18 protein-coding genes are annotated in these 23,207 nt (G+C 60.6%); 8 read left to right on the top strand and 10 right to left on the bottom strand.

The genetic code is table 11. The features are described from left to right. The first annotated feature begins 47 nt into the window (after positions 1-47). Positions 48-716, top strand: a complete 669-nt coding sequence (locus SULPSESMR1_RS10370) for a TIGR04283 family arsenosugar biosynthesis glycosyltransferase (RefSeq protein WP_089420748.1) — start codon at positions 48-50, stop codon at positions 714-716. Positions 717-977: 261 nt separating this feature from the next. On the opposite strand, the gene SULPSESMR1_RS10365 is transcribed toward SULPSESMR1_RS10370, so the two are convergent. Next, positions 978-2,801, bottom strand: a complete 1,824-nt coding sequence (locus tag SULPSESMR1_RS10365; RefSeq protein WP_089422275.1) for an ABC transporter ATP-binding protein — start codon at positions 2,799-2,801, stop codon at positions 978-980. Between the two features lie 265 nt (positions 2,802-3,066). Here SULPSESMR1_RS10365 and SULPSESMR1_RS10360 point away from each other — a divergent pair, with 265 nt between their 5' ends. Continuing rightward, positions 3,067-4,275, top strand: coding sequence for a pyridoxal-phosphate-dependent aminotransferase family protein (locus SULPSESMR1_RS10360; protein WP_089420747.1), 1,209 nt, complete (start codon positions 3,067-3,069; stop codon positions 4,273-4,275). Here SULPSESMR1_RS10360 and SULPSESMR1_RS10355 read toward each other — a convergent pair. The 3 genes from SULPSESMR1_RS10355 to SULPSESMR1_RS10345 form a co-directional block, all read right to left on the bottom strand. Beyond that, positions 4,259-4,468: a hypothetical protein gene (locus SULPSESMR1_RS10355; RefSeq protein WP_089420746.1), complete on the bottom strand. Its 210-nt coding sequence runs from the start codon at positions 4,466-4,468 to the stop codon at positions 4,259-4,261. The two genes, SULPSESMR1_RS10360 and SULPSESMR1_RS10355, sit on opposite strands and share 17 nt — an antisense overlap. Before the next feature lie 130 nt (positions 4,469-4,598). Continuing rightward, positions 4,599-5,705: a pyridoxal phosphate-dependent aminotransferase gene (locus SULPSESMR1_RS10350; protein ID WP_089420745.1), complete on the bottom strand. Its 1,107-nt coding sequence runs from the start codon at positions 5,703-5,705 to the stop codon at positions 4,599-4,601. A gap of 278 nt (positions 5,706-5,983) precedes the next feature. Further along, positions 5,984-9,109 (bottom strand): valine--tRNA ligase, encoded by a 3,126-nt coding sequence (locus SULPSESMR1_RS10345; RefSeq protein ID WP_089420744.1) that lies wholly within the window; start codon positions 9,107-9,109, stop codon positions 5,984-5,986. 207 nt (positions 9,110-9,316) lie between these two features. Between SULPSESMR1_RS10345 and SULPSESMR1_RS10340 the strand changes: the two genes are divergently transcribed. Then, a complete protein-coding gene (locus SULPSESMR1_RS10340) occupies positions 9,317-11,614 on the top strand; it encodes a xanthine dehydrogenase family protein molybdopterin-binding subunit (RefSeq protein WP_089422274.1) in 2,298 nt (765 codons plus the stop codon). Then, complete coding sequence (locus SULPSESMR1_RS10335) at positions 11,592-12,677, top strand: DUF2235 domain-containing protein (RefSeq protein WP_089420743.1); 1,086 nt, start codon at positions 11,592-11,594, stop codon at positions 12,675-12,677. Before SULPSESMR1_RS10340 ends, SULPSESMR1_RS10335 begins: the two co-directional genes overlap by 23 nt. Before the next feature lie 10 nt (positions 12,678-12,687). On the opposite strand, the gene SULPSESMR1_RS10330 is transcribed toward SULPSESMR1_RS10335, so the two are convergent. Then, positions 12,688-13,170, bottom strand: coding sequence for a PaaI family thioesterase (locus SULPSESMR1_RS10330; protein WP_089420742.1), 483 nt, complete (start codon positions 13,168-13,170; stop codon positions 12,688-12,690). Positions 13,171-13,227: 57 nt separating this feature from the next. Next, on the bottom strand, positions 13,228-14,085 hold the full coding sequence (metF, locus tag SULPSESMR1_RS10325) for a methylenetetrahydrofolate reductase [NAD(P)H] (protein ID WP_089420741.1): 858 nt from the start codon (positions 14,083-14,085) through the stop codon (positions 13,228-13,230). Between the two features lie 96 nt (positions 14,086-14,181). Between metF and SULPSESMR1_RS10320 the strand changes: the two genes are divergently transcribed. Beyond that, the gene (locus SULPSESMR1_RS10320; protein ID WP_089420740.1) at positions 14,182-15,087 is read left to right on the top strand and encodes a LysR family transcriptional regulator; all 906 of its coding nucleotides are present in this window, start codon (positions 14,182-14,184) and stop codon (positions 15,085-15,087) included. 34 nt (positions 15,088-15,121) lie between these two features. Here SULPSESMR1_RS10320 and SULPSESMR1_RS10315 read toward each other — a convergent pair whose 3' ends face one another. Continuing rightward, positions 15,122-16,159 (bottom strand): NADP-dependent oxidoreductase, encoded by a 1,038-nt coding sequence (locus tag SULPSESMR1_RS10315; RefSeq protein ID WP_089420739.1) that lies wholly within the window; start codon positions 16,157-16,159, stop codon positions 15,122-15,124. 163 nt (positions 16,160-16,322) lie between these two features. Between SULPSESMR1_RS10315 and SULPSESMR1_RS10310 the strand changes: the two genes are divergently transcribed. Continuing rightward, entirely contained in the window at positions 16,323-17,108 is a 786-nt protein-coding gene (locus tag SULPSESMR1_RS10310) for an inositol monophosphatase family protein (RefSeq protein WP_089420738.1), read from the top strand. 66 nt (positions 17,109-17,174) lie between these two features. Here the strand turns inward: SULPSESMR1_RS10310 and SULPSESMR1_RS10305 are convergent, their stop codons facing one another. The 3 genes from SULPSESMR1_RS10305 to putA form a co-directional block, all read right to left on the bottom strand. Beyond that, positions 17,175-17,546 (bottom strand): GFA family protein, encoded by a 372-nt coding sequence (locus SULPSESMR1_RS10305; RefSeq protein WP_089420737.1) that lies wholly within the window; start codon positions 17,544-17,546, stop codon positions 17,175-17,177. After that, positions 17,543-18,277, bottom strand: a complete 735-nt coding sequence (locus tag SULPSESMR1_RS10300) for a rhomboid family intramembrane serine protease (protein WP_089420736.1) — start codon at positions 18,275-18,277, stop codon at positions 17,543-17,545. Before SULPSESMR1_RS10300 ends, SULPSESMR1_RS10305 begins: the two co-directional genes overlap by 4 nt. Before the next feature lie 273 nt (positions 18,278-18,550). Then, complete coding sequence (gene putA, locus SULPSESMR1_RS10295; RefSeq protein ID WP_089422273.1) at positions 18,551-21,991, bottom strand: bifunctional proline dehydrogenase/L-glutamate gamma-semialdehyde dehydrogenase PutA; 3,441 nt, start codon at positions 21,989-21,991, stop codon at positions 18,551-18,553. Positions 21,992-22,097: 106 nt separating this feature from the next. Here putA and SULPSESMR1_RS10290 point away from each other — a divergent pair, with 106 nt between their 5' ends. Together SULPSESMR1_RS10290 and SULPSESMR1_RS10285 are read left to right on the top strand one after the other, a co-directional pair. Then, a complete protein-coding gene (locus tag SULPSESMR1_RS10290; protein ID WP_089420735.1) occupies positions 22,098-22,574 on the top strand; it encodes an Lrp/AsnC family transcriptional regulator in 477 nt (158 codons plus the stop codon). A gap of 106 nt (positions 22,575-22,680) precedes the next feature. Continuing rightward, positions 22,681-23,184, top strand: coding sequence for a tetratricopeptide repeat protein (locus SULPSESMR1_RS10285; RefSeq protein ID WP_240311326.1), 504 nt, complete (start codon positions 22,681-22,683; stop codon positions 23,182-23,184). Positions 23,185-23,207 lie beyond the last annotated feature (23 nt).

Here is a 23,207-nt window from a genome sequence, read left to right as displayed (position 1 = left end):
CTTGTGACATATAACAGTCGTAACCGCAGGAAAAAGAGGGCAGTCCCGTGCGCGCACCGATATCTGTCGTGATCCCGACATTGAACGCGGCCCCGCAACTGGCCGCATGCCTTGGTGCGCTGGTCGAAGGGCTGGAGGCGGGATTGATCCGCGAGTTGATCGTGTCGGATGGCGGATCGCAGGATGATACAACCACGCTGGCCGATGCTTGGGGTGCGCAGGTGATCAGCGGACCCGCATCGCGTGGCGGCCAGTTGGTGCGCGGGGTTGCCGAGGCGCAGGGCAGTTGGTTGCTGGTGTTGCACGCTGACACGGTGTTGCAGGACGGCTGGACCAGCGTCGTGGTCGATCATCTGCAAAGCAATGATCGGGCGGGATGGTTCTGCCTGCGCTTTGATCGCGGCGGGCGGTTTGTGGCGGGGTGGGCCAATTTCCGCAGCCATCTGGGGTTGCCCTATGGCGATCAGGGGTTGTTGATGCCGCGCGCATTGTACGATGCCGTGGGCGGCTATGCCGACCAACCGCTGATGGAAGACGTGGTGATGGCGCGCGCATTGCGGGGCAAGCTGGTGCGCCTGGACGCGGTGGCGGTGACCAGCGCCGCCAAGTACCGTCAACAAGGTTGGATACGGCGCGGCGCGCGCAATCTGTGGACGCTGGCACGCTATGCTTGCGGAGCGTCGCCTGCGCGGTTGGCGGAAAGCTACCGCCGTTAGCAGATCAGTGGAATTTCCACGAAGTTGCCGCGCATCAGGCGGTTGGCCTTGAAGAATTTGTAGTGCGTGCGGTCGAAGTTCGTGCCGTGATCGCTAGCCTGACGCAATCGCCTGTCCACGCTTTCTGCATATAGACAGAGCGCGTGTGGTTTTGGACCAATCCAGCACCAGCGTAGCGGTCGTTGTGAAAGCAAGCGAAGCGGCCACATCAATGGGGCAAGACGGGGTAAAGCAATCATCGGCCCTGCTTCAAGACAGTTTTTAGCCGAACAACCGTTCGCGGACGCGGGTCAACAGGCCGGGGCGCGGGTTTGATGGACTGTCAATGCGCGGCGCCGGGCGGCGCGATCCGGTCACGTCTATTACGGTTTTACCGTCTTGGAATTGCAAGCGGTAGAGGTCGGCGTAGATGCCACCGCGTTGCAGCAATTCTTCATGGGTGCCTTCGTCAATAACCTTGCCGCGATCCATCACGATAATCTTGTCGGCCCCGCGAATGGTGGACAGACGGTGGGCGATCACGATGGTGGTACGGCCCGCTGCCAGACGGTCCAGCGCCTCTTGCACCACATGTTCTGACTGCGCATCAAGCGCCGAGGTGGCCTCGTCCAGCAGCAGGATCGGCGTGTCGCGCAACAAGGCGCGCGCAATCACGACACGTTGGCGCTGACCACCCGACAGGGCAGAGCCGCGCGGCCCCACATGCGTATCCAGACCACGGGGCATTTTGTCCAAAAAGTCGGAAACATGGGCCGCGTCCAGCACTTCTTTCAGGCGGGCATCAGACACGTCCGTGCGGCCCAGCAGGATGTTCTCGCGCAGGGACTCGTCAAACAAGAGAGCCTCTTGGGTGACAACCGAAAACAGGCTGCGCAATTCGTGCAGCTTCATCTCGGACGCTGGCACGCCGCCGATTTTGACCACACCGTTTTGCGGATCAACCAGACGGGTCAGCAGGTTGAAGATGGTGGATTTTCCAGCACCCGATGCGCCAACCAACGCCGTCGTTTTGCCCGGCGCAGCCTTTAGACTAAGATCGCGCAGTACCGTTGTGTCTCCATAGGAAAGTGTGACGTTCTCCAGCGCAATCTCGGGCGTGCCGGTCGGCACAGGCTTGGGCGATTTGGCCGATTTCAGGTTCACCGGTGCGTCCAGTAGTTCCTTGATCCGTTCGATAGAGGCGGCGGCGACCTGCCACAGACCGCTCATCGCGCCCAGACGGCGCAGCGGGTCAAAGGCAAAGCCCATCGCGGTGAAGAAGGTCATGAACTGACCGATGGTCTTTTCACCGGCAATGATCTCGGCCCCGCCATAGAGGATCACGGCCATGAAGCCGACGCCCGACATGATGTCGATCATCGCAGGGATCGCCGCACCGCCAAAGGCTGTGCGCACTTCGGTGCGCACAAAGCGGTCGGTCAGGCCGCGGTATTGGCCCGATTGATAGTCTTCCAGCGCGTTCAGCTTGATTTGTACGATGCCGTGAAACACTTCGTCCAGACGGGTAGAAAGGTTGGCCCCCAGATCACGCGCATTGCGTGCATGACGGCGCACATAGCGTTGCGCCATCGCTGCGGGCAACACTAGCAACGGTGTGCCGACGCAAGCCAGCAGTGCCCAGATCGGATCGACGCTGATGGCGACACCGATCAGCACGATCAGCCCGATGAAATCACGCCCCGCGCCGGTGATAATCGCCCGCCAGACGTCTCCTACGGCGTTCACGTCCTGTTGCACGCGCTGGATCAGGAAGCCGGGGGGGTGTGACTGGTGGAACGCACCGTCCAGCTTCATCATGTGGTCCAAAAGGTCGATACGCAGCGCTGCGGCCGTTTTTTGCGCAATGCGGGTCAGCAACACCTTTTGCACCACCGACGACATCGCCCGTATCACAAAGATACCTACCAGCAGCACGCCGACCCAGACCAGCATTTCGCCGTTGCCCTGCACGAACACGGTGTCGAACATCGGTTGCATCATCCACGACAGTGCGCCCAGCATCGACCCTTCCAGAATCATGAACAGCACCGCCACTGACAGCAGAGGGATGTGCTTTTTCAGATAGGTTCGCCAAAGCCACGCCATCAGATGGCTTGAGGCATAGTTGACAGGTGCGGTCGCGGGGGCAGCCGTTGCAACCACTGCGCTGGCCTGCGGCGGGGTCTTTTCGGGGGGTGTTGTCACGATGTTTGTATCACACGCGGCACTGAGCTGCGGTCCTCGTGGTTTTAATTGACCTTCGGTGTACTTGGCGATCAAGCCCCGTGCAAGCGTCCAAGCTGCGCATGGGCGATTGACGCCGCGCGCCGCTGGCGTAGTGTGCGCGCGAACAATCCTCAGGAGCCCCCTTATGCCTCAGCATCCGCTTGCAGCTTTTGGCCGCGATTACCTTGCCATTCCCGGCCCTTCCGTGATGCCCGACGCGGTGCTGCGTGCCATGCACAGATCTGCACCCAACATCTATCACGGTGCGTTGATCGAGATGGTTGAAGGTATCGTGCCGGACCTGCGACGTGTTGCGCGAACCAAGGGTCATGTGGCGATGTATATCGGCAACGGTCACGCCACATGGGAGGCCTGCCTGAGCAATACGGTGATGGCGGGTGAAAAGGTGCTGGTGCCTGCAACGGGCCGCTTCGGGTTGGGTTGGGCCGATGTGGCGACAGGGCTTGGCATTGATGCGGAAGTGATTGATTTCGGAAAATCATCGGCGATTGATCCGATGCGTGTAGCTGAGCGGCTGTCGGCAGATAAATCACATGAAATCAAGGCTGTGCTGGCTGTGCATGTGGATACCTCCACGTCGTTCAAGAACGACATTGCCGCATTGCGTGCGGTTCTGGACGATCTGGACCACCCCGCGCTGCTGATGGCCGACTGCATGGCATCGCTGGGCTGTGATCCGTTCGAGATGGACGCATGGGGCGTGGATGTGGTGATCGCCGGTTCACAAAAGGGGATGATGGTGCCGCCGGGCATGTGTTTTGTGTTCTTCAGCGACAAAGCCGCCGAAGCACGCACGCGCATGGATCGTGTCAGCCGCTATTGGGACTGGACACCACGGGCGAATCCGACTGCCTTTTTCGAGTATTGGAACGGCACCGCGCCGACGCACCATTTGTACGGTCTGCGTGCCGCGCTGGACATGATCCACGATGAGGGCATTGAGAACGTGTGGCGGCGCCATCACCTGCTGGCCCGTGCGGTCTGGGCTGCAGTCGAGGCGTGGGGCAGCAATGGCCCGATGAAGATGAACGTGTCCGATCCGGTGCAGCGCGGTCATTCGGTTACGGCCATTGGCATCGGCGCACCACACGCGACGGCCTTGCGCGACTGGACGGAACAGAACCTTGGCCTGACGCTGGGCATCGGTCTGGGCATGGCCGAGACAAGCGACCCCGCGTGGCACGGGTATTTCCGTCTGGGGCATATGGGCCACGTCAGCGGGCATATGGTCATGGGGATGCTGGGCGGCATCGACGCGGGGCTCAAGGCGCTGGATCTGCCACACGGATCCGGTGCGCTGGAAGCGGCCTCGGGTGTTATCGCTGGGGGGTAAACGGCTGACAGGCCCGCGTCCTGCGGGCCTCAAGCCACGTCATCCAGCGGTTCAGAGACCAACCCAAGGCTGCAACCGCCAGCAGGCCCCACAGCGCCCAGAGCAGCAGAAACACCCATGACAGATTGACGCCGAACATCACGATACAGGCGTTGGTGTAATTGGGGGCGGATGGTTTTTGTTCGTCTTTCATGGCAGGCGTATCCGGTGGATGTGCCTGTTACTATAGCGCTGAATTGCGGATCGAGTAGCTTTTCTGTCAGGTTACCCCGCCGCGTGCAGACATTACAGCGGCTTGGCAAAGTGCGCAGCGGGGAACAATGTCATCCCTGCTGTGCTGCCTCTGCCAGTGCGTCCGGCAATGCTGCCGCAAAAGCATCAAGGTTTTCAGGTGTCCCGCAACTGATGCGGATGCAGCGGTTTTGCGGCACTGCGAATGGCATCCGCACAAAAACGCCCCGCGCAATCAGCCCGTCCAGCACCGCCTTGGCAAAGGCACCGTCGCGGCCGCAATCAACTGTCACAAAATTCGCAGCCGACGGCAGCGGGGCCAATCCGTTGTCCAGAGCGATTTCCGAGATGCGACGGCGGGCGGTGTCGATCTGGTCCAGCACGTGGGCCAGATGTGCATCGTCGTGCAACGCTGCCAGCGCGCCGGCCTGTGCCGCGCGGTTCATGCCAAAATGGTTGCGGACCTTGTGAAAGGCGGTAATCAGATCAGGATGACCCAGTGCATAGCCCACACGCGCCCCCGCCAGCCCGTAAGCCTTGGAAAAGGTGCGCATCCGTACCAGTCGGGGATCGTCAAAGGGCAGGTCGGGCGCAGTGCCCGGAGGGGCGCAATCGATATAGGCCTCGTCCAACACCAACAAACAGCCATCGGGCAGTGCGCCCAAGGCGCGGATCAGCGTATCGCCGTCGTGCCAACTGCCCATCGGGTTGTCGGGGTTGGCAAGGTAAACCAGCTTAGCGTCCACCTCGGCGGCCTTGGTGAACAGGGCCATCGGGTCTTCGTGATCGTCTTTATAGGGCACTTTATGCAGCACACCGCCAAAACCGGCGACGTGATAGTTAAAAGTCGGATAGGCTCCGTCTGATGTAACCACAGCGTCGCCCCGACCAACGCACAGCCGCACCAGATAACCCAGCAATCCGTCGATGCCTTCGCCCACCATGATATGCGCGGGATCGGTGCGCAGATGTACGGACAGTGCCGCAATCAGATCATGCGATTCTGGGTCGCCGTACATCCATGCGTCTGCCTCGCACATCGCAGCGCGTGCCATCGGCGATGCGCCAAAGACGTTTTCATTGGCCCCCAACCGTGCAACAAATGCTGCCCCACGGGCGCGTTCTTGGGTTTCGGGGCCCACAAATGGGACCGAGGCAGGCAGGGATTGGGCGAGCGGGGTAAGGCGTGCATGTGTCATAGGCGCAGGAATACTGTGCGCCTGCTGCGTTGAAAAGAGGTCTTAAACCGAATGCAGGACGATTGCGTGTCCCCACGTCTTTGGGGATGTCGCGGCAGCTTTGGCGCGAGGTGTCGGCCAAAAGGAGTTCTGCCAATGTCCCGCGCGTCCGTCACCTTTGAAAGCCACATCGCCCGCGCGCGCCGGTGTTCAGGTCACTGTTTCGAAATGGCCACGGGTTTGCCCCATGCGGAATTGCATCGCAAACCGCATGGGGCAGGGGCCGGGTGTGCCGTCGGTCAGTCCAGTTCGGACAGACGTGCCAGCGCGTCTTTCAGCTTGGCCTCTTCAGCCTCGCGCAGGGCAAGGTTGGCGCGGGTTTCGGCAATGATCTCGTCGGGAGCACTGTCGGCGAACTTGGGATTGTTCAGACGGCCACGCAGGCCGCCCAACTCTTTGGCGAGTTTGCCCAATGTCTTGTCCAGACGCGCCTTTTCTGCAGCCACGTCAATCACATCGGCCAGTGGCAGTCCAAAGCTGCCGCCAGATATGGCCAGCGCCACGGTGCCCTTGGGCATCTCGGCCACTTCGTTTAGCGCCTCGACGCGGGCAAAGCGGGTGATCAGCGCCTCGTTTTCGGACCAGACGCGGCGGGTGGTGTCGTCCATGTGCTTGACCACCAACGGCACAAAGGCACCGGCAGGCACGTTCATCTGTGCACGCGCCGAGCGGATCGCCTCAATGATCGCCACGGTCCACGTCAGATCAGCGTCGGCCTTGGCGTCGACCAGATCGGCAGCAGTGTAGGTGGGCCAGTCGGTGTGGACCAGCATCTTGGGCCGCGCCTTGGCGCTCCACAGCTCTTCGGTGACAAAGGGCATGATCGGGTGCAACAGGATCAAAATCTGGTCAAGCGCCCAAGCATAGGTCGCCTTGGTCTCGGCTGCTGCTGCCGCGTCTTCGCCATCGAGCACCGGTTTGGTGAACTCAAGGTATTGCGAGCAGAAGGTGTTCCAGACGAAACTGTAAAGCGTGTTGGCCGCGTCATTGAACCGGTAGGTTTCAAGTGCCGCATTCACCGCCTCCAGCGTCTTGGCGATTTCGCCCTTGATCCATGTGTTCAGCGGCAGTTTGGTCTGCGGCACCGCGTCGGAATGGGGCAGCGCGAACGTGCCCTTGAATTCGCCATAGGTGGCGGCGTTCCAAAGTTTGGTGACGAAGTTGCGGTAGCCTTCGATCCGTTTGGTGTCCAGTTTCAGCGCACCGCCGAGGCTGGCCATCGACGCATTGGTAAAGCGCAGGGCGTCTGCGCCGCATTCGTCGATCAGGTCCAGCGGGTCGATCACGTTGCCGGTCGATTTCGACATTTTCTTGCCCTTGGCGTCGCGCACGAGGCCATGCAGATAGACGGTCGAGAACGGCTTTTGCCCGACGACGGCCAGTTGCATCATCATCATGCGGGCGACCCAGAAGAACAGGATATCCTGACCGGTGATCAGGTCTGATGTCGGGAAATAGCGTTTGAGCGCGCCGGTGTCTTCGGGCCAGCCCAGCGTGCCAATCGGCCACAGACCGGACGAGAACCAAGTGTCCAGCACGTCGGGGTCGCGCCAGACCGGATAGATTAGCGTTGTGGGGTCTTGCGTGGTGGCATATTCGGCCAAGGCCGCGGTGAACTGGTGCAGCGCGGTGTCGCGGTCGGCAACTTCGATCACGCGGGCATGGCCCAGCGGCGTCGGCAGTTCGGCCAGTGATGCCGTGAATTCCACATGGACCGCGTCAATATCCGCGCCGCAAATGTGCCGGTCGGCACGGTCGCGCAGGGATTGCGCCGACAGCAGGCGGCCCACTTCGACCATATCCAGCACGCCGTCGCCTTCATCATCGGAAAAGCCGAAGGCGTGCAGGTCAAAGCCGTACCAGACCGGGATCTGATGCCCCCACCACAGCTGGCGCGAAATGCACCACGGCTCGATGTTTTCAAGCCAGTTGAAATAGACCTTCTCACCGCTCTCGGGGATAATCTTCACATCGCCACTGCGCACGGCGTCCAGTGCGGGGCCGACGATCTTGTCGGTGTCCACAAACCATTGGTCGGTCAGCAGCGGCTCGATCACCACTTTGGACCGGTCGCCATAGGGCTGCATGATCGGCTTCTGCTCGACGTAGGGCACTGCTTCGACGCTTTCGTTGCCTTCGGCATCGGTCACGGGGACCATATGCATCACGGCCAGCCCTTCGCGGGTGATGTCGTCGACCACGCGCGCACGGGCGTCGAACCGGTCAAGGCCGCGGTATTCTTCCGGCACAAGGTTCATCGCGGCGATCATCACCTCGTCAAAGTCGCGCTCGCCGTTGGCAATGGCCTGCGCAATCGCGGCCTCTTCGGCATAGGGGCGGCCATCGGCGCGCATGGCACCGCGCGTGTCCATCAGGTTGTACATCGGGATGCCGCCGCGCTTGGCGACTTGATAGTCGTTGAAATCATGCGCACCGGTGATCTTAACCGCACCCGAGCCGAAATCCTTGTCGGGGTATTCATCGGTGATGATCGGGATCAGGCGGCGATGCTCTTTCGGGCCAACGGGAATTTCACAAAGCTGGCCAACGATGGGCGCGTAACGCTCATCCGATGGATGAACCGCGACAGCTCCGTCACCCAGCATGGTTTCGGGGCGCGTGGTGGCAATCGCGATATAGTCGCGCTCTTCTTCCAGCACGACAGCCCCGTCTTCGTCTTTTTCGATGTAGGTATAGGTGGCACCGCCCGCCAGCGGGTATTTAAAGTGCCACATCTGCCCCGGTGTTTCGATATTCTCGACTTCCAGATCGGAAATCGCCGTTTCGAAATGCGGGTCCCAGTTGACCAGCCGTTTGCCGCGATAAATCAACCCCTTGTTGAACATATCGACAAAGACCTTGATCACCGCATCGTGGAAATTGCCCTCTTCGCCCGCCGGTGCGTTTGGTGCGCCCGACATGGTGAACGCCTCGCGCGACCAGTCGCAGGACGCGCCCAGACGGCGCAACTGGCCCGCGATGGTGCCGCCGGATTCAGCCTTCCATTCCCAGACCTTCTCCAGAAACGCCTCGCGGCCCAATTCAATACGACCGGGCTGTTTCGTCTCGGCCAGACGGCGCTCTACCACCATTTGCGTGGCGATGCCCGCGTGGTCGGTGCCGGGCTGCCACAGCGTGTCAAAGCCGCGCATCCGGTGCCAGCGCACCAGAATATCTTGTAGCGTGTTGTTGAATGCATGGCCCATGTGCAGCACGCCGGTGACGTTGGGCGGCGGGATCATGATCGCATAGGATGAAGCGCCCGGCTTGGCGTTGGCGCCTGCGACGAAGCATCCGGCCTCTTCCCAAGCGGAATACAGCCGCGCTTCGGCCTCGGGGGCGTTGAATGATTTTTCCAAGGGCATGGGCTGTCTCCGGCAGGGGGTGGGTGGCCTGCAGGGCTTAGCAAAGCCATAAAGAAAGGAAAAGCATTCATAACCACGTAGGGTCACAGCGCCCTCAAAACCCGCATGTCTTAACACCAACGCTGCGTTTGCCAGACCATCTCTGGACAATGCAGCCTGCGCGACTAATCTCCGCAGCAACGCAAGTCATGCGAATAGGGGATGCTCATGGATAAATTCGGGAAAAGTCAGTCGACTGTGCGGGTCGAGGATGTGCGCTTTCTCACTGGCGCGGGGCGCTATGTGGACGATATCGCACCCGAGGGTGCATTGCACGCCTTCGTACTGCGTTCACCCGTCGCGCACGGCACCATCACCGAACTGGATGTGAGCGAGGCCAAACAGGCCGTAGGCGTGCATTTGGTCCTGACCTATGACGATCTTGAAGCGGCAGGTATGAACACCGGCATGGTCGCGACCACCGTCGAAAACCGTGACAAGACAAAAGGCGCCGCACCCAAACGTCCTATCCTTGCCACCGGCAAGCTGCGTTATGTGGGTGAACCGATCGCGGTGATCTTTGCCGACAAATATGAACAGGCCCGTGATGCCGCCGAATTGATCGTTCTGGATTATGACGAGCTGCCCGCCAAGATGGACCTGACACCGGGCGGAGAGACCCTGCACGCCGAGGCACCGGACAACCGCGCGTTCGATTGGGGCATGGGCGACGAGGCCGCCACACAGGCGGCTTTTGACGCCGCTGCCAAGACCGTCAGCCTTGAAATCGGGGACAACCGTATCATCGTAAATTCGATGGAGCCGCGTGGCTGCTATGCTGAAATGGAAGGCGACCGCATTCACGTCGCTATCAACGCGCAGGGCGTCTGGGCACATAAGGACCAGCTGGCTGACGCGCTTCAGGTGGATGCAGAACAGATCCGCGTGACCAACCCCGATGTGGGCGGCGGCTTTGGCATGAAGGCGATGGGCTATCCCGAGCCGTTCGTTCTGGCCCATGCCACACGCACCCTGAACCGCCCCGTGCGCTGGATGTCCGATCGCGGCGAGGCAATGATGAGCGACAACGGTGGGCGTGATCTGGTGTCGGTGGCCGAGCTGGCCTTTGATGCGGATCACAAGATCACTGCATATCGTGTGCGCACCCGGTGCAACCTTGGTGCCTATAACAGCCAGTTTGGCCAACCCATTCAGACACAACTGTTTTCGCGGGTTCTGATGGGCGTTTACGACGTTCAGACCACGTGGTTGCAGGTCGAAGGCTATTTCACCAACACCACCCAAGTGGACGCCTATCGCGGCGCGGGCCGCCCCGAGGCAATCTATGTGCTGGAGCGCGTCATGGACCGTGCCGCGCGCGAGTTGGGCGTTGATCCGTGGGATTTACGCCGGCGAAACTTTATCAAACCCGGCCAGTTTCCTTACAAGACCGCTACAGGGGAAACCTACGACGTGGGTGATTTCAACAAAGTGCTGGACCGCGCAGTACTTGAAGCCGACGACGCAGGCTTTGCCGTGCGCAAGGCGGCAGATGCCGAACGTGGTCTGCTGCGCGGGCGCGGCACCTGTTACTATATCGAAAGTATTCTGGGCGATCCTTCGGAAGGGGCCAAGGTCACCTTTAACGAGGATGGAACAGTGTCGATCTATGTCGGTACACAAAGCAACGGGCAGGGGCATGAAACCGTCTATGCCAAATTCCTCAGCGATCAGACGGGTATTCCGCACGATTTGATTACTGTCATTCAGGGTGACAGTGACCTGATCAAAAAGGGCGGCGGCACTGGCGGGTCGCGGTCTGTGACCACGCAAAACAACGCGACGCTGGCAACTGTCGATGTGATCATGTCCAGCTTTAAGGATTTCCTCGCGGGCGAAATGGGCGTTGATGCGGCCGACATCAGCTTTGACGATGAACGCTTTCGCGCCGAGGGCAGTAACCTGACCCCGACAATGCTTGAGGTTGCTGCACTGGCCCGCGGGGTCGAACGGGACGATTTGCTGACCCACGAGGCCCGTGCGTCATTGCCCGCGCGCAGCTTTCCCAACGGCGCGCATGTGGCCGAGGTTGTGATCGACCCTGACACCGGCGTGACCACTGTTGACAGCTACACGGTAGTGGATGACTTCGGTAATCTGATCAATCCGATGCTGGCGGAAGGGCAGGTACACGGCGGCGTGGCCCAAGGGATCGGTCAGGCGATCACCGAACACGTGGTCTATGACGAAGACGGCCAGCTGTTGTCTGCGTCCTTCATGGATTATGCGATGCCCCGAGCGTATGATGTGCCGTGGATCAGCTTTACCTCGGAACCGGTGCCCTCAACGGCGAATATCATGGGCATGAAAGGCTGTGGCGAGGCCGGGACCGTCGGCGCGCTGGCGGCAGTGTCGAACGCGGTGCAGGATGCGCTGTGGGAACGCGGTGTGCGACAGGCAGATATGCCATTCACGCCGATGAAAGTATGGGAAATGCTACAGGATGCGCCTATCGCGGCTGAATAAGACGGTCGTCGGATGGCTGCGCGACCGTTTTGGGTCGGGCACGCCGTCCACGCCGCCGCGTACACGCGGGCCCACGATTCATGTCATCATTCTTGATGGCACGATGTCCACCCTTATGCCCGACTTCGAAACCAACGCGGGCCTGACTTACAAGCTGCTGCGCGAAATGGGCGCCGAGGTGTCGGTCTATTACGAATCCGGTCTGCAATGGTCGAATTGGCGCAACGCGGGCGATGTGATTCTGGGGCGCGGGATTAACCGGCAAATTCGCCGCGCCTATGGCTATCTGGCATCGCGCTACCGGCCCGGTGACAAGATTTATCTGATGGGGTATTCGCGCGGCGCCTATGCGGTGCGCTCGCTGGCGGGGATCGTGGGCTTTATCGGCCTGCTCAAGGCCGAGCACGCGACCGAGCGCAACATTCGCGAGGTCTACCGTCATTATGAAGCAGGCGGGACCAGCGACGCGTCTCACGCCTTTGCCCGCTTGCATTGCCACGCAGAGGTTCCGATCGAGATGATCGGCGTCTGGGACACGGTGAAATCGCTGGGCTTTAACGTGCCGGTGTTGTGGCGGCTAAGTGCGCCGCAACATTCGTTTCACAACCACCAGCTTGGCCCGCATGTGAAGCACGGCTTTCACGCCTTGGCCCGCAATGAGACGCGCATGGCCTATGCGCCGGTCATGTGGGAAACCGAAGGCGACTGGCCCGGACACCTGGAACAGATGTGGTTTCGTGGCACCCACGGTGATGTCGGCGGCCATCTGGGGGGCTTTAACGCGGCGCGACCCTTGTCGAATATCTCGTTGGTCTGGTTGCTGCAAATGGCCGAAAGCTGTGGGCTGCCGCTGCCGCAGGGGTGGGCTGGGCGGTTCCCGCAGGATGCGCTCGCGCCTTCGGTCGGGACTTGGCGGGGCTTTGGCGGGATGTTCGTCATGCGGCGCGTACGCACGGTCGGCATGGACCCGTCCGAGCGCGTGCACCCCAGCGTGGCCGAGGCCGCTCGCGCGCCCGCGCGCTCGTGGTGGTCAGATTGGTTTTACCGCGCACCAGCGAATTGAAGCGTGCGCGTCAGCCCGCGCTCATGATGATGCAAGTGGTTGATCCAGTCGCATAAAGTTTTCCATCTTCGACGCCGTGAATTTCGCCCTTGGACACACCTGTGGATCGGCCCACATGATCGACAGTGCCGATACAGTCGATCATCATGCCTAAGGGGATCGCGCGGGTGATGTTAATCTTGAATTCCAGCGTCGTGTAAATAGAGCCGCGCGGGATGCAGGTTTGCACAGCACACGCCATCGCGCTGTCCAGCAAGGTACCGTACCAGCCGCCGTGAACGGTGCCCAACGGGTTCGCCGCGCTGAATTCAGGCGCACCCCGAAACACCACGCGGCCCTTTTCGGCAGCGTGCATAGTATAGTTCAGGGTGTTTCCGATGGGCGGACCCGGCAGGCTGCCGTCAAGAATACTTTGGATAAATTCAAGCCCCGAAAGCTGTTTCAGGTCATCAAGGCTCAAAAGATCTTCTGGCCGCTGGGCTATGTGGGGCATGTCCTGTCTCCGGTTGGTTGACCGGACGCTAGAAACACGGCCCCTGATTGCCAAGCCTTACGCGACGTTGCGCATCGCTGTCGCAGGGATCAGGCCCAAAGCACGGCAGGCTTCGCGGGTCAGGTCGGGGCGGTTCAGCGTATAGAAATGCAGCGCATCCACACCCTCGGTGCGCAGCGCGTCGCACATTTCGGTGCAATGCGCGAGGGCGAACAGATCGGCGTTGCCATCACGCGCTGCGTTTTCAAACCCTTGGCCAAGCGTCACCGGAACATCGGCACCGCATTGTGCTGCAAATCTCTGAATGGTCTTCCAGTTGCCCACCGGCAGGATGCCCGGCACGATCGGCGCGGTGATGCCCGCTTTGACGCAGGCATCGCGAAACCGCAGGAAAGTTTCAGCTTCGAAAAAGAACTGGGTGATCGCCTCGGAAGCGCCTGCGTCGATCTTGGCCTTCAGCCAAGCGATGTTCTGAGCAGTATCGGCAGCATCTGCGTGGCTTTCGGGGTAGGCGCCGACGCGGATGGTAAACCGACCTGTATCAGCCAGTGCCTCGACCAGTTCGATGCTGTTGGCAAAGCCACCTTCGACTTGCTGGAAACCAGTGCCATCCACCGGATCACCGCGCAGGGCAACGATGTCGGTAATGCCCGCATCGGCGAATTTGTCCGCCGTTTGCAAAACCTTGCCACGGGTCGCGCCCACGCAGGTCAGGTGCGCCGCTACCGGCAGACCAGAGGACCGGCGCAGTGTCTGTGCCGCCTCGTGTGTCAGATCTTGCGTGCTGCCACCCGCACCATAAGTGACCGAGAAAAACCGCGGCTCAAGCGGCGTCAGCGCCTGTACTGTGTCCCACAGACGAAAACCTGCGTCGATGGACTTGGGCGGGAAGACTTCGAACGAAAGCGCGGTCATTGTGTTATTCCTTACAGGGCATCTGTGTTTTCATCTTGTCGCATGTTTTTGGATATGAGACAAATTCATAACTCTCATCATTAACATGAGCTTCATATGCATATCGAATTCCGCCACCTGCGTACGATCAAAGCCATTCACGAAGCCGGAGGGCTGGCCAAGGCCGCCGAGCAATTGCACATTACCCAATCCGCATTATCTCATCAAATCAAAGGCTTAGAGGATCAGGCGGGTGTCGAGCTGTTCGTGCGCCGGTCCAAACCGATGAAACTGTCGGCGGCAGGATTGCGGTTGTTGCGGTTGGCCGAGCAGATTTTGCCGCAAGTGCAAGCGATGCAGGATGAATTCAGCGGCCTGCGTGACGGACGTTCAGGCCGTATGCACATCGCCATCGAATGTCATGCTTGTTTCGAGTGGCTGTTTCCGGTGCTGGAACGCTTTCGCAAGGATTGGCCCGATGTCGATGTCGATATCCGCCCCGGTCTGGCGTTCGAGGCGCTGCCTGCATTGCTTAAAGAAGAAGTTGATCTTGTTGTGTCCTCCGACCCCGAGGAACTGGCAGGGGTCGAGTTTCTTGAACTGTTTGATTACGCACCTGTTTTTGTGGCCTCCAAGGATAATCCGCTGGCGGAAAAGCCCTTTATCGACGCCGAGGATTTCCGTGATCAGACCCTGATCACCTATCCGGTCGAGCGCAGCCGACTGGACGTGTTCAGCCAGCTTTTGAGTCCTGCGCGTGTCGAACCCGCAGCCGTGCGGCAGGCAGAGTTGACGGCAGTGATCCTGCTGCTGGTGGCGTCAAATCGTGGCGTTGCAGTATTGCCCGACTGGGTGGTGCGCGAGGTCAAATATTCATCCGACTATGTGACGCGCCCGCTGACGTCCAAGGGGCTGACCCGCCGTCTTTATGCCGCCGTGCGCAGTGATGAACGCGGTAAACCCTATATGGAACGGTTGATCACGCTGGCCCGCACCGAAGCACGCAAACTGCAAAAGGCGTGAAAGCAGGGGCGGCCCGAACCGCCCCCCATTTGGCTCAGGCCACCTTGACGATCTGCTTGCCCATGTTCTTGCCTTGCAACAGACCGATGAAGGCTTCGGGTGCTTTATCCAGTCCTTCGGCGATATCCTCGACTACCTTGATCTCGCCGCTTGCGACTTTCGGTCCGATCTCGGACAGGAACGCAGGGAACTTGTCCCAATGGTTCGAGATGATAAAACCTTGCACCGACAGGAAATTGACCAGAATTGTCCGCCACAGCTTGGGCGCTGTCAGCGGCGCATTGGCCCCGTCACCCAAACCGCCCGCATTGTACCATGCGATCATGCCGCAGATCGGGATACGCCCGTGCGGATTCATCATCGGCATCACCGCTTCCAGCACCTTGCCACCGACGTTTTCAAAATAAATGTCGATACCCTTGGGGCATTCCTGTTTTAGCGTCTCGCGCAAGGATTTCGCGTCGTCATAGGCGCGGTGATCCAGACAGGCGTCAAAGCCGAAGGTTTCGACAGCCATTTTGCACTTTTCAGCGCCGCCCGCGATGCCCACAGTGCGCAGCCCGAGGCTCTTGGCGACCTGGCCTACCATCGACCCGACAGGGCCGGTGGCCGCCGCGACAACCAGCGTTTCACCCGATTTCGGGCGGCCGATTTCCGTCAGACCATGATAGCCGGTAAAACCGGGCATCCCCAGAACGCCCAGGCTTGCAGTGATCGGTCCGTGTGCCGGATCGACCTTGCGCAGCATCTTGGCCGGTTGCACCCCGTGGGTGGCCCAACCGAACATCCCGAACGCGAAGTCGCCCGGTTCGAACGCATCCGAATTCGACGCGATCACTTCGCCCACTGCACCGCCTTCCATCGTGCCACCAATGGGCACAGGCGCTGCATAGGATTTGGCATCATCCATGCGGCCACGCATGTAGGGGTCAAGTGACATATAGTGGACCCGCACCAATACCTCGCCCTCGCCGGGCGTAGGCACGGGGCCGCTTTCCATCTTGAAGTTGTCAGCCGTCGGCGCGCCGTCGGGGCGGCTGGCAAGTGTAATGCGTTGCATCTGCTCGGTCATTGGTCTCTCTCCCATTGAATGCGCGCAGCGTGGACTGCAGATCGTATGGGTGCAAGCCGTGACGCCACGACGTTCGGCAACAAGACAGACCTGCGCAACGGCCCTTGGCATCCTGTCACGGGACGCGTATACGCGCGGCCTGATCCCTCTAGGAGAGTCCAAAATGGTTGGCAGTGCAAACCTCAACATCATGATCAAAGCCGCGCGCAAGGCGGGCCGTTCGCTGGTCAAGGACTTCCGCGAGGTCGAGCAGCTGCAGGTGTCGATGAAAGGGGCGGGCGATTTCGTCAGTCGCGCCGACATCGCCGCCGAGAAAATTCTCAAAGACGAACTGATGGGCGCGCGCCCGACATACGGCTGGTGCGCCGAGGAAAGCGCCGAGGAAGAGGGCACAGACCCCACCCGCCGCTGGATCGTCGACCCGCTGGACGGCACCACCAATTTCTTGCATGGCCTGCCGCACTGGGCCGTGTCGATCGCGTTGGAACACAAGGGTCAGGTCGTGGCCGGTGTGGTCTTTGACCCCGCCAAGGATGAAATGTTCTTTGCCGAAAAAGGCGCCGGTTCTTGGATGAACGACAGCCGCATGCGTGTGTCGGGGCGCAGCCATATGATTGAAGCGATCTTTGCCACCGGCCTGCCCTTTGCAGGGCGTGCCGATCTGCCCGACACCCTGAAAGATCTGGGCCGGTTGCTGCCCGCTTGTGCCGGTGTCCGGCGCTGGGGCGCTGCCGCACTTGATCTGGCCTATGTGGCTGCGGGCCGTTACGACGGTTTCTGGGAACGTCGCCTGAAGCCGTGGGACATGGCCGCAGGCGTCATTATTGCCCGCGAGGCCGGTGCCCTGCTTGAGCCGCTGGACCCCAGCACCGATCTGCTGGACAGCGGCAACGTGGTCTGCGCCAACGAACCCCTGTTCTCGAATTTCGCCAAAATCATCCGCGGCTGAGGGGCACGTAGATTCATCTTGCCGGGTAAACTCCGGGGGAGGCGCGCAGCGCCGGGGGCAGAGCCTCTATTTGTCCGAGACGTGGTTCACCCCGTCTGTCCAGCGGACAGGGTCATGGTCGCGCGGGTTTACCCCGTCGATACATCCCAGATTGACGCCACATTGGGTCGGGTCCGACCGCCGCTGGTGGTGGGTATAGATGCCGCAGGTCTTGCAGAAATAATGCTGCGCTGTATGCGTGCCAAAACTGTAAAGCGTCAGGTTGTCCGCGCCCTTTATCACTTCGGTCTCTGCCGCTATCGCCGTGACCGCCGCCGCACCGCGTCTTCGGCAGAACGAACAATCGCAACGCGCCACATCGTTCAACCCCTGTGGCAGGGTGGCGCGGATGTGCACGGCGCCACAGTGACAATGGGCATCGACCCGCTGCGCGGTCATCTACGCACCTTCGGAATACGCGAGCGTTCATATTGCGCTTCGGGGTGGGGCGGATGGCCGTCGGTGCGCGCCCAAAACCCGGTCCCGCCGCGTTGTAGCCACAGCGGAATGCCAAAGACCAAACCTGCCGCAAACCCGCCTGTATGCGCCCAATAGGCAACGCCGCCCGCATCCGGATTCGCGCCAAGGCCACCGATGAACTGCATCCCGAACCACACCATCAGCATCACCCATGCAGGGATCGGGAAGATGCGGAAAAACACGACGAGGATGATCAGAATATCGACCTTGGCCTTGGGAAAGAGCAACAGATACCCCCCCATTACGCCCGCAATCGCACCAGACGCTCCGACAGTGGGCACGCCTGAGAATGGTGCGAAAGCATATTGCACAAGCGTCGCTACAACGCCGCACAACAGGTAGAATCCCAGATAGCGCAGATGGCCCATCTCATCTTCGATGTTGTCACCGAAGATGTATAAAAACAACATGTTACCTGCCAGATGCATCCATCCGCCATGCAGGAACATGGACGACACCAGCGTGTAATAGCCTTCGCCTGCGCTGATCCGTGCAGGAATAAAGGCCCATTCGATATAGAACGCATTGATCGCGCGGGCGTCTGAAAACAGTCCCACATAGCCAAGGAAAATCAGGATGTTCGCGGCCATTAACCCGTAGGTAACAAATGGCGTGCGCCCTGACGGGTTATGATCGCGAATGGGTAACATGGACGCAAGCTGGTCTGAAACGCAGGCGGGGTCAATAAGTGGTCGAAGGATTCGGGGGCTCTGCCCCCGGCCTTTGGCCTCCCCCGGAGTTTAACTGGCAAGATGAAGGGGCAGGATCTGCGTTTTTTCCGATGGAGTGGACGTGCGCCGATGCGTGCAAACCGGCCGCGTGGGCTGATGTACATTGGCCCGATCGGATTAATCTGGATCTGTTCCCCGCGCCGTCTGTTTGCAAGACGGCGCGGTTCGGGGTTTCGGGGGCAGTCAAGCCGCCTAGGGCGCAGGGTTCTTGGACACTTCGCCCAAAAGCGCCGCGTTGCCGCCCGCTGCCGTGGTGTCCACGCACAGGTGGCGTTCCCAGAGCACATGGCCCACGTCCGGTTGCTGGGTGATCAGGGGGATGATCGCCCCGCCACGCGCCGCCAGCGTGCGATTCAACTCTGCTGCGGTCTCGGCGTTACCCCACCACAGAACGCCGCAATAGGCGGGCCCGACGGTCAGCGCGTTCGGATCAATGGCGCCGGTTGCCTCCAGCGCACGGCCACCAAGTGCCTCGACGGCTTTTACTTGAGCCTGCACTGTCTTGGGGCCGGGACCGGCACACAGAACCGGTGCGCCTGCCCATGTACTTAGCCGGTTGGTTTCACCGGTGGGTCCGGGCATCGTATGTTCCGACACTTTTTCGGATGGCTGCACACGCAGTGCGGGCAGTGGCTGGGGCGCGTCGCTGTCCCAGTCGTCCAACGCATGTGCTTCACCCGAAGCCGAGAAGCGCAGCAGATAGTCGGGGCCGCCCGCCTTTGGGCCCGTGCCGCTGAGGCCCGTGCCGCCAAAGGGCTGGCTGCCGACGATCGCACCGATCTGGTTGCGGTTCACGTAGACGTTGCCCGCCAGTATCCGATCCGACACGAACTGTACGCGGTCATCAATGCGGGTGTGCAGGCCAAAGGTCAGCCCATAGCCCGTAGCGTTGATGTCCTGCAAAATCCGGTGCATGTGGCCGGATTTGAAGGTGGCGATATGCAGCACCGGGCCAAAGATCTCGCGTGTCATGTCTTCGATGCCGTTCACGCTGATCAGGGTGGGAGCAATATATGTGCCCGTCTGAGGCGTGGGCAGGGCGTGTAGCAAGCGGCCTTCGGCGCGCGCTGTGGCGATGTGGTCGGCGATGCCTTGGCGTGCGGTCTCGTCGATGACGGGTCCGACATCAGTGCTGAGATCCCACGGTGCTCCCAATACCAGTGCGTCCATGGCGCCGGTCAGCATGGTGATAAAGGCCGGAGCGATGTCTTCTTGGACGTAGAGACAGCGCAGGGCCGAGCAGCGCTGGCCGACCGACTGGAACGCGCTTTCGATGATGGCGGTGACGGCCTGTTCAGGCAGCGCCGTGCTGTCCACGATCATCGCGTTCAATCCGCCGGTTTCCGCGATCAGCGGTGTTCCGGGGGCGGCATGTTGGGCAAGGTTGCTGCGGATTTTCAGTGCCGTAGCCGTCGAGCCGGTGAAGGCCACGCCACCGACACGCGCGTCCGAGGTGAGTGCCGCACCGATATCGCCGCCGCCGGGCAGCAGTTGCAGGGCGTGGGCAGGCACGCCTGCCTCGTGCATCAGCGTGACCGCCAGATGCGCAATCAGCGGTGTCTGCTCGGCCGGTTTGGCCAGCACAGCGTTTCCTGCCGCCAGCGCGGCAGCAACCTGTCCGGTGAAGATAGCCAGCGGAAAATTCCACGGGCTGATGCAAACATAGGTGCCTGCGGGTTTGGCCTCGAACGGCGCTTGTGCTGCGTAGTACCGTAGGAAATCTACTGCTTCGCGCAGTTCCGCCACGCAGTCGGGCAGGGTCTTGCCCGCCTCGCGCGCCAGCAGCACAAAGAGCGGCGCAAACTGTGCCTCAAGCGCATCTGCGGCCTTGTTCAGGATAACCGCCCGCTCGGACGTCGTGGCGTCCCAAATTTGCGCAGCATCGAAGGCTGCGGTCACATCGTCGGGAGTTGCGGGCTGGACGGTGCCAACCACATCCGACGGGTCGGCCGGGTTGGTCACATTGTGTACCGCGCCTGCGGATACATCCGTGGCCAGCAGCGGCTTGGCGTTCCATATGGTGCGGCGTAGCGGGTCGCGGGCGGCGTCGATGGCGGCAAGGGTGGGCGCATGTGCCAGATCGAAACCCTTGGAATTCGGGCGCTCGGGCTGAAACAATTCGGTGCCGCGCAGTATCTTCGGGCCGGGGAAGGGCAATGCCTCGAAAGGATCGCTTGCGACCTCTTCTGGCGATACATCTTCGTCGACAATCTGGTTGACGAAGGACGAGTTGGCCCCGTTTTCCAACAAACGCCGCACCAGATAGGCCAGCAGGTCGCGGTGTGCGCCCACGGGGGCGTAAATCCGGCAGTTGCTGCCGGCATCGGCCATAACGATGTTGTGCAGGGCCTCGCCCATGCCGTGCAGGCGCTGGAACTCGAAAGTATCAGGATTAGCCCCCATGCGCAGCACAGCGGCCACGGTGTGGGCGTTGTGCGTGGCGAACTGCGGATAGATCCGGTCGGTCATGCCCAGCAAACGGCGGGCATTGGCGATATAGGACACATCCGTCGCGGCCTTTTGACTGTAAACGGGAAAGCCGTCGATGCCCTCAACCTGAGCTTTTTTGATCTCGGTGTCCCAATAGGCACCTTTGACAAGGCGCACCATGATGCGGCGGTCGTGGGTTTGCGCCATGTCATACAGCGTGTCGATGACGCGGCCTGCGCGGGGTCCATAGGCCTGAACCACCACGCCCAGTCCGTCCCAGCCCTTGAGCGCGGGTTCAGCCAGAACACGGTCGATCAACTCAAGCGACAGCGACAGTCGGTCAGCCTCTTCCGCGTCAATGTTCAAGCCCATGCCCGCAGATTTCGCCAGTAGCGCAAGGCTGCGCAGGCGCGGCAGCAGGTCGTTCATCACCGCCTCTTCATGGGCCACCTCATAGCGCGGATGCAGTGCGCTTAGCTTCACCGAGATGCCGGGGTTTTTGCGGATGTCACCCTGATTACAGGCGGTGGCAATGGCGGAGATCGCGCGCGAATAGCTTAGGTGATAGCGTTTTGCATCAGCTTCGGTACGCGCAGCTTCACCCAGCATGTCGTAGGAATAGGTATAGCCCTTTTTTTCCATGCCAGCGGCGCGCTTCATCGCTGAAGTGATGTTTTCGCCCAGTACGAACTGACGGCCCATTTCCTTCATGGCGCGGCCTACGGCGGTGCGGATCACAGGCTCGCCTAGACGCTTGATCGCGCCGCGCAGTTGGCGCACCGGGCTGGGGCGGCGGGTGTCCAGCACGCGGCCAGTCAGCATCAGCGCCCATGTTGACGCATTGACAAGGCTTGATGTCGATTTGCCAAGGTGTGTGCCCCAGTCCGAGGGGGCAATCTTGTCTTCGATCAGGGCGTCGATGGTATCGGCATCGGGCACGCGCAACAGCGCTTCGGCCAGACACATCAGGGCAATGCCCTCATCGGTGCTAAGGCCGTATTCCGCCAGAAAGCTTTCCATCAGACCGGGATCGGCGGCGGCGCGGATCTGGCGCACCCAACCTGCCGCCCGTGCGGTAATGGCCTTGCGGTCGTCCTCGCCAAGATTGGCAAAAGTAACAAGTTCGTCCAGCACAGCGTTCTGGTTTGTATAGGTTGCAGAGTCGATGTGCATGCGCAGTGAGTTTGCGGTATCTCGGGCCATATCATATCCTTTTGGCAGATGTTCCATTGTACCGTTGGATTGAAAGGCGATTTGCCTATATTGAATTCATATGTCGGTAATTTAGACCGAAGAATAAGGATTTCTCATGGAAAATGATCGGATTGGGTTGGACCGGTTCGACAGAGCGATTCTGTCGGAGCTGGCGCGTGATGGACGCATGAGTGTGACGGACCTTGCCTCGCGCATCGGTTTGTCCAAATCGCCAACGCAGGCACGGCTGCGCAAGTTGGAAAAAGACGGGGTCATTCTGGGCTATCGGGCAATGCTGGACCCTATCCGTCTGGGCATGGATCACGTGGCTTTTGTCGAGGTGCGTTTGACTGACACCCGTGAGGGCGCGCTGAGCGCATTCAATCAGGCGGTGGTCAAAGTGCCCGAGATCGAACAGGCGCATATGATTGCAGGTAACTTCGATTACCTGCTGAAGGTGCGCACGCGGGACATGACCGACTATCGCCAGTTTCTGGGCGAGACGATTTCGCAATTGCCCTATGTGGCGTCGACATCGACTTATGTCGCGATGGAGGCGGTGAAAGAGGCCGTTCTCGCAGATGTGACTTGACCCAAGGGCCATCTGCGTCAAATTTTTGACGATGAAACCTTTGATTGCAACCGCCTTTGCCATCTGTCTTGGCCTTCCGGTCTGGGCATGGGGATGTCCAGCGCCCATGGACCATTCGGACGAGTTGGCCCGTCTGTTCGATGACGCCCGCGCCGCCCCGACCGAGGCCGCAGCGCGCGGTGTGGCAGAAGGGCTGTGGAACGTCTATCTGCGTGCCCCTGACGCCGATGCGCAGGCGATTCTGGACCGCGGGATGGCGCGGCGCGAAGGCTATGATTTTCTGGGTGCCAAAACAGAGTTTGATCGTCTCATCGCCTATTGCCCCGCCTATGCCGAGGGCTGGAACCAGCGGGCGTTTGTCTACTTTTTGCAAGGCGATTTTGTCCGTGCGCTGGCCGATCTGGACGAGGCATTGGCCCGCACGCCTAATCATGTTGCTGCGCAATCGGGCCGCGCACTGACATTGATGCAACTTGGTCAACGTGAAGACGCCCGCGCTCAGTTGTTGGAAGCATTAGAGAACAATCCATGGTTGTCCGAACGCGCGCTGATCGCCCCCGGCGCGCCACTAGGGCCACAGGTATCTGACGCCCCGGGCGAAGATATCTGAAAACCTCTTGAGCACAGGGCCCA

This window comes from Pseudosulfitobacter pseudonitzschiae (assembly GCF_002222635.1).
GTDB classification, from domain to species: domain Bacteria; phylum Pseudomonadota; class Alphaproteobacteria; order Rhodobacterales; family Rhodobacteraceae; genus Pseudosulfitobacter; species Pseudosulfitobacter pseudonitzschiae_A.
The sequence above is the reverse complement of the archived record's forward strand: the minus strand, read 5'-3'. Positions and strand labels throughout refer to the sequence as shown.

Bases quoted from the DNA above. Each gene is read 5' to 3' on its own strand.
- SULPSESMR1_RS10365 (WP_089422275.1), bottom strand. From the start codon at position 2,801: ATGGCGTGGCTTTGGCGAACCTATCTGAAAAAGCACATCCCTCTGCTG.
- SULPSESMR1_RS10360 (WP_089420747.1), top strand. From the start codon at position 3,067: ATGCCTCAGCATCCGCTTGCAGCTTTTGGCCGCGATTACCTTGCCATT.
- SULPSESMR1_RS10355 (WP_089420746.1), bottom strand. From the start codon at position 4,468: ATGAAAGACGAACAAAAACCATCCGCCCCCAATTACACCAACGCCTGT.
- SULPSESMR1_RS10350 (WP_089420745.1), bottom strand. From the start codon at position 5,705: ATGACACATGCACGCCTTACCCCGCTCGCCCAATCCCTGCCTGCCTCG.
- SULPSESMR1_RS10345 (WP_089420744.1), bottom strand. From the start codon at position 9,109: ATGCCCTTGGAAAAATCATTCAACGCCCCCGAGGCCGAAGCGCGGCTG.
- SULPSESMR1_RS10340 (WP_089422274.1), top strand. From the start codon at position 9,317: ATGGATAAATTCGGGAAAAGTCAGTCGACTGTGCGGGTCGAGGATGTG.
- SULPSESMR1_RS10335 (WP_089420743.1), top strand. From the start codon at position 11,592: ATGCGCCTATCGCGGCTGAATAAGACGGTCGTCGGATGGCTGCGCGAC.
- SULPSESMR1_RS10330 (WP_089420742.1), bottom strand. From the start codon at position 13,170: ATGCCCCACATAGCCCAGCGGCCAGAAGATCTTTTGAGCCTTGATGAC.
- metF (WP_089420741.1), bottom strand. From the start codon at position 14,085: ATGACCGCGCTTTCGTTCGAAGTCTTCCCGCCCAAGTCCATCGACGCA.
- SULPSESMR1_RS10320 (WP_089420740.1), top strand. From the start codon at position 14,182: ATGCATATCGAATTCCGCCACCTGCGTACGATCAAAGCCATTCACGAA.
- SULPSESMR1_RS10315 (WP_089420739.1), bottom strand. From the start codon at position 16,159: ATGACCGAGCAGATGCAACGCATTACACTTGCCAGCCGCCCCGACGGC.
- SULPSESMR1_RS10310 (WP_089420738.1), top strand. From the start codon at position 16,323: ATGGTTGGCAGTGCAAACCTCAACATCATGATCAAAGCCGCGCGCAAG.
- SULPSESMR1_RS10305 (WP_089420737.1), bottom strand. From the start codon at position 17,546: ATGACCGCGCAGCGGGTCGATGCCCATTGTCACTGTGGCGCCGTGCAC.
- SULPSESMR1_RS10300 (WP_089420736.1), bottom strand. From the start codon at position 18,277: ATGTTACCCATTCGCGATCATAACCCGTCAGGGCGCACGCCATTTGTT.
- putA (WP_089422273.1), bottom strand. From the start codon at position 21,991: ATGGCCCGAGATACCGCAAACTCACTGCGCATGCACATCGACTCTGCA.
- SULPSESMR1_RS10290 (WP_089420735.1), top strand. From the start codon at position 22,098: ATGGAAAATGATCGGATTGGGTTGGACCGGTTCGACAGAGCGATTCTG.
- SULPSESMR1_RS10285 (WP_240311326.1), top strand. From the start codon at position 22,681: ATGGACCATTCGGACGAGTTGGCCCGTCTGTTCGATGACGCCCGCGCC.